This window comes from Devosia sp., assembly GCF_030689745.1.
In the GTDB taxonomy this organism is placed as follows: domain Bacteria; phylum Pseudomonadota; class Alphaproteobacteria; order Rhizobiales; family Devosiaceae; genus Devosia; species Devosia alba.
Genome location: NZ_JAUYGL010000084.1, coordinates 1 through 7,861, shown reverse-complemented (window position 1 = coordinate 7,861; position 7,861 = coordinate 1). Strand labels below are relative to the sequence as shown.

The following is a 7,861-nucleotide window of genomic DNA, read 5'->3' as shown; positions in this document are numbered from 1 at the left end:
GCGCGAACCGATGGTAAGCCCAGACCGCGTAGGCGATGATTTCACGAGGGTGACGATAGCCCTTCAGGCGCGGCATTGCAGACGGTATTTTCATGCACCACCCTGTAGCCAGGTCAGTATGGCTGAACAACTTGGCAATGCGCTCCAGCCCTTTCCCTCCGCTCAGCTGCGTCTGTTCTTGCTGGTTGGCTCTGTACCAAAGCTATTGGAGGAAGGCGAGCAGGCTTGGCGCCAAACGCATTTCAAACCTCTAGCTTTATGCAGCAATTGGGCAATGCTGTAATCTGAATGAGCAACGCTGACCGGTAAGCATTCCAGATATTCGAAGATGACGAACGGACAAACGGAAGCACCCCCTCCCCTTTACGCGGATCGGGGAATAACGATTTGCACATCGACGAAACTCAACTTTCTGCTGTGGCCCGATGGATGACCAATTTGGGGAGACTGAGACTGGTTCACAATTGCCTGATGGCCCTGCGAGATGGAACATTCTCCGCTTCAACCCGAGGAAAGGCTGGCGCATGCCGTTTTTGGTATGTATTTTATTCTACGCGACGGATCGTTCGCGGATAAAGGCAGCGTACATCGGGGGAGCAACATGAAACTCAGGGTCTTTGATTTCCATCGTGTTTCGGCGCTTCGCAGCCAGGCGGTTTACCACGGCATTGCGGAGACGATTACAGAGACAAGCGATCCGGTTTTGTGCCTGGTATCGCCCGAAACGCCCTATGTCTGTGTGGGTATGCACCAGGAAATCGGGAAGGAAGTGGACGAGGCATTCTGCGCCGAAAAGGGTCTTCCGATCTATCGGCGGCATGTGGGCGGCGGAGCGGTCTATCTCGACGAGAACCAGCTTTTCACCCACTTCATCTATCCGCGCCGAAAGGTTCCCGAATTCGCGGTCAACCTCTATCCGATGTTCATCGAGCCGGTGGTGCGCACCTATCAGGCTCTCGGGGTGAATGCCAGTTACCGCCCGATCAATGACATTCAAGTCGACGGCCGCAAGATCGGCGGCACAGGTGCGGCCAGCATCGGCGAGGCCACCTTGATGGTGGGCAGTTTCATGTATGACTTCGACACAGCCACCATGGCCCGGTGCCTGAAAGTGCCAAGCGAGAAATTCCGCGACAAGCTGCGCCAGACGCTGGACGACTATATGACAACCATGGCCAAGGAGTTGCCGGCGCCGCCTGAACGGGCGAAGCTGAAGGCGCTGTTTCTGGCCAACTGCGCCGATGTGCTGGGCGTGGAGCCGGTCGAGGACCAGCCGACAGCGGAGGAATGGGCGGCGATCGAACGCGCCGAAGTTGCCTTGACGGATCCCGCCTGGACCAATCTGCAGGGCCGTAAGCTGGTCGAGCTCGGAGTGAAGATTTCCGAGGGAACACATCTGACCGAAAGCATGCACAAGGCGCCTGGCGGACTGATTCGTGTGCATCTGCTCGGTCGCGACGGCAAGATCGGCAATCTGATGATTTCCGGTGATTTCACGTGTCTGCCACCGGACGGCGTCGATCGTCTCGCTACGGAGCTAACCGGAGTCAAGTTATCCAAGGATGCCATTGCGGAGGCGACGGAGGCGGCGATGAAGGCGCTTCAAATCGAAATGCCGGGCGTCTCTGGCGCCGATCTCGCCACGGCCGTCATGGCTGCTGCCGAAACCTCCAACTGAGCAACGGAACGTGGCGGAATTCGATTCCGCATTCTCCGTGGTGAGGCAAGCGTGAAGCAACTCTGTGTCATCCAGCATACCGAGACGGAATACCTCGGACTGATCGAGGACCATCTGGAAGGTCGCAATATCCGCTTCACCTACCATCGCCCCTTTGCCGCCGGCGGTACACTGCCGGGGACGGTCGAGGGCTATGATGGCCTGGTGTTACTGGGCGGCGGGCCTTACGGCATTGTCAGCGGTCACCTGCTGCCTTGTCTTGGTGCGGAACTGAGGCTGGCGGCGAGTTTTCTCGAAGCCGGCCTGCCGGTTATCGGCTTCGGCCTGGGCGCCATCGTGCTGTCGGTGGCCGCTGGCGGCGGCGCGGAGGAAGCGCCGTTGAGATTTAGAGTGGAACAGGCGCAGGCCACCGGTCCGGATCATCTGGGCGGCCTGTTGCCGCGATCCTTTCCGCTGGCTTCCTACGTGCGGGATCGCCCGGTCCTGCCGCCGGATGCCGAAATCCTGTCCATGGATATAGACGGCAAGCCGCTCATTTTTACCGTCAACACCAATTCTATCGGTGTTCTGGGACATCCGGGCATGAAGCGGGGAATGGCCGAAGATCTGGTGATGGAATTCACCGAGACCCCTGACAATACGGTCGAGGCGTTGGAAGCGCTGGGGGCTGCACAGGCGGAAATCGCGAATTGCCTCACAGGGCTGATGGTCGGCCTGGTGGATCACACCGGATTGATGTGATGTCCGTCGCGCCGGATCGTCAGTTCCCCTGATTGCGTTTTCCAGTTTGCATATTCCTTTTTTGGAATGTATCGTGCTCCGATGCTCAGGGTCGAATTGAGGAGTTCAACCCGGGGTGCCATTGAGTTGAGGAGCGAATGGTGGCGAGCAAACTAATCATCGTTATGGTCAACACGGATCCGCGCAATGGCGAGGAACTGGGTGCGCCTTTCTTTCAAGCCACCGTGGCAGCAGCCATGGACTATGAGGTTGACGTGATCTGCACGGCGACCGCAGGGCAACTGATGAAGAAAGGCGTGGCGGAGAGACTCGTCGTGAAGCCTGGGTCGCCCAAGACCGTCTATGACTTCATCAAGGATGCGCACGAAGCCGGTGCGAAATTCTACTGCTGCTCCCCCAATCTTGACCTGTTCGACATGACCGAGGACGACCTTATCCCGGAATGTGAGGGAATCGTCGGCGGAGCCAAGGTGATTGAGGAAATCATGGAAAACGACGACGCCAAGGTACTCACATACTCGAGGTCGTTTTCCTGGTCAGCGCCTGGAGGGTTATTTGACCGCACACCCACAAATCAGCGATCCGTTTACCGAAGCGCCGGTGGTAGCGCGGGAGAAGCTTGAGGAAATCTTCGAGGATATCCGGGGACACGCGGTTTACGACCACGAGATCCACGGCTGCCTGAACTGCGGCATCTGCACGGCGACCTGCCCATCCGCACATTATTACGATTATTCCCCGCGCGAGATCGTGCAGTTGTTATGGACGGAAAATCTCGAAGGCATTTACGATGCCATGCAGGAGAAGATCTGGGCCTGTGCCCAGTGCTACACCTGCGCCGCGCGCTGCCCGTTCGAAAATTCGCCCGGTGGTCTGGTCATGATCATGCGCGAAGTGGCCATCAAGCATGGCATGGAATCGGCCAAGGAAGTGCTCCGGCCATTCTCGCGCGTGCTGCTCAAGGTGATCTCCACCGGCAACCAGCTTGCGCCGAACATGATCACCAAGGAAGCCTTCCCCGACTGGGGGCCGAATGTGAGCCGCATCGACGCGCCGCTCAACATCCTGCGCAAAGCGATCCCGATGCCGACCATGCATACGCTCGACACCGCCTGGGAGGTCAATCTGAAGACCTCGGTGGAACTCTACACAATCTGGGAAGCCACCGGCGTTCTCGATCAGCTCGAAACGGTGGATGAAAACCTCTTCGATGTGGTCTCCGACGTGATGGAGGAGAAGCGCGAGGAATGGGAAGAATGGCTTGAGGAACAGGAAGACGAGGACGACGACTGAGACGGACATCTGTTCAGGCGCGGACCTTGGAGGAGGAAGGCATGGCAAACGGAACTGGCAATGAACGTGGACCGACCGGCGCTTTCGGCGGGTTCGGCGCGGAATGGCAGGCAAGCAATCTGACGCCGGATGAAGCACGGCGCGCAACCGACTGGGTCGAGGCCAGGATCGACAAGCGCGCGCTGCTAACCGGCAAGGAACGCAAGGAGGACGTTCGCGACATCATGTGGCAACTCGAGAAGGAAGGGGAAATCCTCGTCCACCGGGTGTCCGATGTCCATGAGCCGGTGATGGCCAAGATGCTCTATGGCTGGGACAAGAAGATCCCGACCAACAATCTGTGGCATCACAAATCCTGCGGCCAGTGCGGCAATATACCCGGCTATCCGAGTTCCGTGCTATGGCTGATGAACAAGCTGGATATCACCTATCTCGACGAGACCGACCAGACCTCCTGCACGGCCTGGAACTACCACGGTTCCGGCATTGGCAATGTGGTGTCGCTGGCCGCCGTGTTCCTGCGCAACTTTCATCAGGCCTATGTGTCATCGAAATCGCAAGGTCTGCCCGCAGGCACCTATTTCCCCCTGGTCCACTGCGGCACTTCCTTTGGCAACTACAAGGAAATGCGGATTTTCCTGATGCATTCGGCGGAGTTGCGGGCCGAGGTGAAGAAGATCCTTGGCAAGCTCGGTCGCCTGGTCGACGACAAACTGCTGATCCCCGAGGAGATCGTGCACTACTCGGAATGGCTGCATGTCATGCGCCATCGGCTCAAGGAGCATCAGGTGGTGGATGTCAGCAATATCCGCGCCACGGTTCATCCGGCCTGCCATGTCTACAAGATGGTGCCGGAGGATGTGATCTATGACGAAACCGTCCTGGGCGGCAATCGCGTGGCCGTCACCACGGGCCTTCTGGACACTATGGGGGCGCAGGTAATCGACTACTCGACCTGGTACGATTGCTGCGGCTTCGGTTTCCGCCACATCATCGGCGAGCGTGAGTTCACCCGCTCGTTCGCCATCGACCGCAAGATCAAGGTGGCCGTCGAAGAGGCCCGTGCCGACGTGATGGTTGGTCACGACACCGGATGTATCACCACGCTGGACAAGAACCAGTGGATCGGCAAGGCGGTCGGCAAGGTCTATGCGCTTCCGGTCATGGCCGATTGCCAGTTCGCAGCGCTTGCGCTTGGCGCGCATCCTTACAAACTTGCCCAGCTCCACTGGCATGCCTCGCCGTTCGAGACGCTGCTCGAAAAAATGGGCATCGACTGGGAGAAGGCGAAGGCCGAGTTCGAAGGATATCTCGAGGAGGTCAAGGCCGGACGGATCGAGACGCTTTACGATCCCAAGCGCGCCATCACCTCCGGTCCCGGATACGTGAAGCCCAAAGCGCTGGCAGGGGAGGCAAAATGAGCAAGCCGGTTCTCATTGTCGGCGGCGGTCCCGCCGGTTTGTCCGCGGCTCACGCTGTCGCTTCCTCAGGTCACAAGGCTGTCATCGTCGACAAGGCCGACAGGCTGGGCGGCGCGCCGATCCTGTCGGGTTACGCAAAGCTGGTGCCGTCGCATGAATGGGCCAGCGATGCCATCGGCGGCATGGTGAGCCGCGTCGACGGCAACAAACTGGTCGATGTCCATCTCAATGCAACGGTCGCCAGCTTCAGCGGCGAACCCGGCAACTTCGTCGCGACGCTCAAGGACGGCAGCAGGATCGAGGCGGGCGCCGCGATCCTGACAACCGGGTTCACGCATTTCGACAGCGTCAACAAACCCGAATGGGGATTTGGCACCTATCCCGACGTGGTGACCACGGTCCAGGTCGAACAAATGTTGTCTTCGGGATCTGGCGTCAAATGCCCATCCGACGGCCGCGCGCCGGACCGGGTGGCGATCCTGCTGTGCGTTGGCTCGCGCGACCGCCAGATCGGACGCGAATGGTGCTCGAAGATCTGTTGCACCGTCTCCGCCAATATCGCCATGGAAATCCGTGAATCGTTGCCCAACAGCAATGTCTACATCTACTACATGGATATCCGTACCTTCGGTCTTCTGGAGGGTCCCTATTACTGGGAGAGCCAGGAAACTCACAAGGTGAAATATATCAAGGCCCGCATCGCCGAGGTCACCTCCGATGGCAAGCGGCTTCTGGTCAAGGGCGAGGATACGCTGGTCAAGCGCCCGATTTCGATCCCTTTCGACATGGTCGTGCATGCGATCGGCATGGATCCCAATGTCGACAACATGACCATCTCGGCGGTGTTCGACGTCAAGCTCAACAAATACGGATTTGTCGAAAAGCCGTCGGCCTATCTGCACATGGGCGAAACATCGCGACCGGGCGTGTTTGTCGCCGGGGCGGCGACCGGGCCGGAAACCATCGATGATTCCATCGCCCAGGCCCAGGCCGCCGCCATGGCGGCGCTGAACATGTTGCGCGCTTCAGTCATGGAGGCGGCGGAGTAATGTTTCGGCTGATCCGCAAATCCGAGCCGGCGCCGGTGAAACCTGACCTGATCCTTGACCTCTCAGGGCCGCGGCTGCGCAAGGCGCTGGAAAACCTGATCGAGTCGGCCGAGCCGACCGGCGGCGTCGAACGCTATGTCGGGGCGCTGGCGCTCAAGGCTTCGCTCTTCGAGGAAATCCTCGGCAAGGGCCGGGTCGGCGACATGGAAGAAGCCGAATTTCTGGATCTTGCCTCTTTCATTACCCCGGTGCGGCGCCGGATCGGGCCGTGGCTTGCAGCAAACCGTTTCGAGACGTTGCGGCAGCGGATCGCGGCTCTGCTTGACGGCTGGTCGGATCTGACGACCACCGGTGCGCGGCTTGCCGCGTTTACCGGCGCGTTTCCCGAAGACCGCGAGCACCGCTGGGTGCGCGACCTCGGAGCGGAAATCCTGCATTTCATTGCACCTGATCGCTATCCGCTGATGACTCGGTGGGTCTGGGATCGTGGCGTCGGCACAGGCGTGTTGCGGGAAATCTGGTTTGCCGACGATGTCGACACGGCCCGGATTGATGCGGCGGACGATTACGCGACTTTTGCGACCTTGTCCGGCGAGTTGGAGGACTTCCTCAAGGACAATGGCTTTTTCCGCGATCTCCCTTTCTACAGCGACCTGCTCATGGCGCATGTTTACGCGGGCTACATCAACGACCGCGGCGGCCAGTATCTGAGATCTGATTTTACCACGTCTGGTGACCCGATGGCGCATACCCGCCGCATGCTCGGCCTTGACGCCGTGAACACCGAAACGGGCCGCACGCGTCTCAAGCTCATCGATGGAACCGCGCACGTGCTCGGAGAACCCCGGCAGGTCGCACAGATGGAGCCATCCTGATGCCCATCCACGAAAAATCACTGATCCGGCCCGAAAACCTTGTCGAACACGAAAATCTGGTGATCGACGGAGTGGATGTCTCCGGCCACTGGAGCACCTTTATCGAGAGCCGCGCGCTCAGCGATTATAATGAAAACATGCAGGATGAAATCGAGGCACTTGCCGGCGGCGAGCATATTTCGCGCTGCTGGCAATGCGGCTCCTGTACCAATGCATGCACGGTCAACGCCATCAATCCCGACTTCAATCCCAGGTTCTGGATCTACCTCATCCGTCTGGGCATGGAGGAGGAACTGGTGCGTGACAAGGACATCATCTGGCAGTGCGTGAGTTGCAACAAGTGCACCTATGCCTGCCCGCGCGATGTGAACCCCGAAGGAGTCATGAAGGCGACGGCGCATTGGCTCGAGCTCAAGGGGCACACCGAGAAGAAACCATCGATGGTTTTCGACGAAGCCTTCTCGCAGCAGGTTTTCGACACCGGCAAGATCGAGGACGGACTGGTCCTGCGTCAATTCATGAAGCGGACCGGCCAGCCGCTCACTCAGCCCTGGCTGGTCGCGCTGGTGATGGGTCTCGTCCGGCGCTTCCCTGTTTTCTATCTGATGCGGCTTGGCCTCGCGACGGTGTTCCGTCCCCGCACAAAGGGGTGGAGCAAGGCGCGCGCGGCGATCCATGAATATGTCTAGGAAGTCGAAACCGCCACCCGGATGGCGCTAGGACTCGATGCGAAGGGAGCCGAATTTTGGCCGGGTCATACAACAAACTTGCGCACTACCCCGGTTGGGCCCTTGAAGGGACCGG

General features: G+C 59.3%; 8 protein-coding genes and 1 pseudogene. 8 read left to right on the top strand and 1 reads right to left on the bottom strand.

Annotated elements, in window-relative coordinates; genetic code table 11:
- Nucleotides 1–94, bottom strand: a pseudogene (locus tag Q8O80_RS07665) (IS6 family transposase); the annotation flags it as partial.
- A 390-nt stretch (nucleotides 95–484) separates the two neighbouring features.
- On the opposite strand from Q8O80_RS07665, the gene Q8O80_RS07660 reads away from it, so the two are divergent.
- The 8 genes from Q8O80_RS07660 to Q8O80_RS07625 all read left to right on the top strand — a co-directional run bounded on the left by Q8O80_RS07660 (nucleotide 485) and on the right by Q8O80_RS07625 (nucleotide 7,746).
- Nucleotides 485–1,678: a lipoate--protein ligase gene (locus tag Q8O80_RS07660; protein ID WP_305578610.1), complete on the top strand. Its 1,194-nt coding sequence runs from the start codon at nucleotides 485–487 to the stop codon at nucleotides 1,676–1,678.
- A 51-nt stretch (nucleotides 1,679–1,729) separates the two neighbouring features.
- A complete protein-coding gene (locus tag Q8O80_RS07655; protein ID WP_305578608.1) occupies nucleotides 1,730–2,419 on the top strand; it encodes a hypothetical protein in 690 nt (229 codons plus the stop codon).
- A 137-nt stretch (nucleotides 2,420–2,556) separates the two neighbouring features.
- On the top strand, nucleotides 2,557–3,042 hold the full coding sequence (locus tag Q8O80_RS07650; protein ID WP_305578606.1) for a DsrE/DsrF/DrsH-like family protein: 486 nt from the start codon (nucleotides 2,557–2,559) through the stop codon (nucleotides 3,040–3,042).
- Nucleotides 2,975–3,712, top strand: coding sequence for a 4Fe-4S dicluster domain-containing protein (locus Q8O80_RS07645; protein WP_305578604.1), 738 nt, complete (start codon nucleotides 2,975–2,977; stop codon nucleotides 3,710–3,712). The genes Q8O80_RS07650 and Q8O80_RS07645 overlap by 68 nt, the downstream gene beginning before the upstream one ends.
- A 41-nt stretch (nucleotides 3,713–3,753) precedes the next feature.
- Nucleotides 3,754–5,133 carry a heterodisulfide reductase-related iron-sulfur binding cluster gene (locus tag Q8O80_RS07640; protein ID WP_305578602.1) on the top strand — a complete coding sequence of 460 codons (1,380 nt, stop codon included), beginning with the start codon at nucleotides 3,754–3,756 and terminating at the stop codon, nucleotides 5,131–5,133.
- Complete coding sequence (locus Q8O80_RS07635) at nucleotides 5,130–6,182, top strand: FAD-dependent oxidoreductase (RefSeq protein WP_305578600.1); 1,053 nt, start codon at nucleotides 5,130–5,132, stop codon at nucleotides 6,180–6,182. Before Q8O80_RS07640 ends, Q8O80_RS07635 begins: the two co-directional genes overlap by 4 nt.
- Nucleotides 6,182–7,057 carry a hypothetical protein gene (locus Q8O80_RS07630; protein WP_305578598.1) on the top strand — a complete coding sequence of 292 codons (876 nt, stop codon included), beginning with the start codon at nucleotides 6,182–6,184 and terminating at the stop codon, nucleotides 7,055–7,057. Before Q8O80_RS07635 ends, Q8O80_RS07630 begins: the two co-directional genes overlap by 1 nt.
- The gene (locus tag Q8O80_RS07625; RefSeq protein ID WP_305578596.1) at nucleotides 7,057–7,746 is read left to right on the top strand and encodes a 4Fe-4S dicluster domain-containing protein; all 690 of its coding nucleotides are present in this window, start codon (nucleotides 7,057–7,059) and stop codon (nucleotides 7,744–7,746) included. The genes Q8O80_RS07630 and Q8O80_RS07625 overlap by 1 nt, the downstream gene beginning before the upstream one ends.
- The last annotated feature ends 115 nt before the right edge of the window (nucleotides 7,747–7,861 follow it).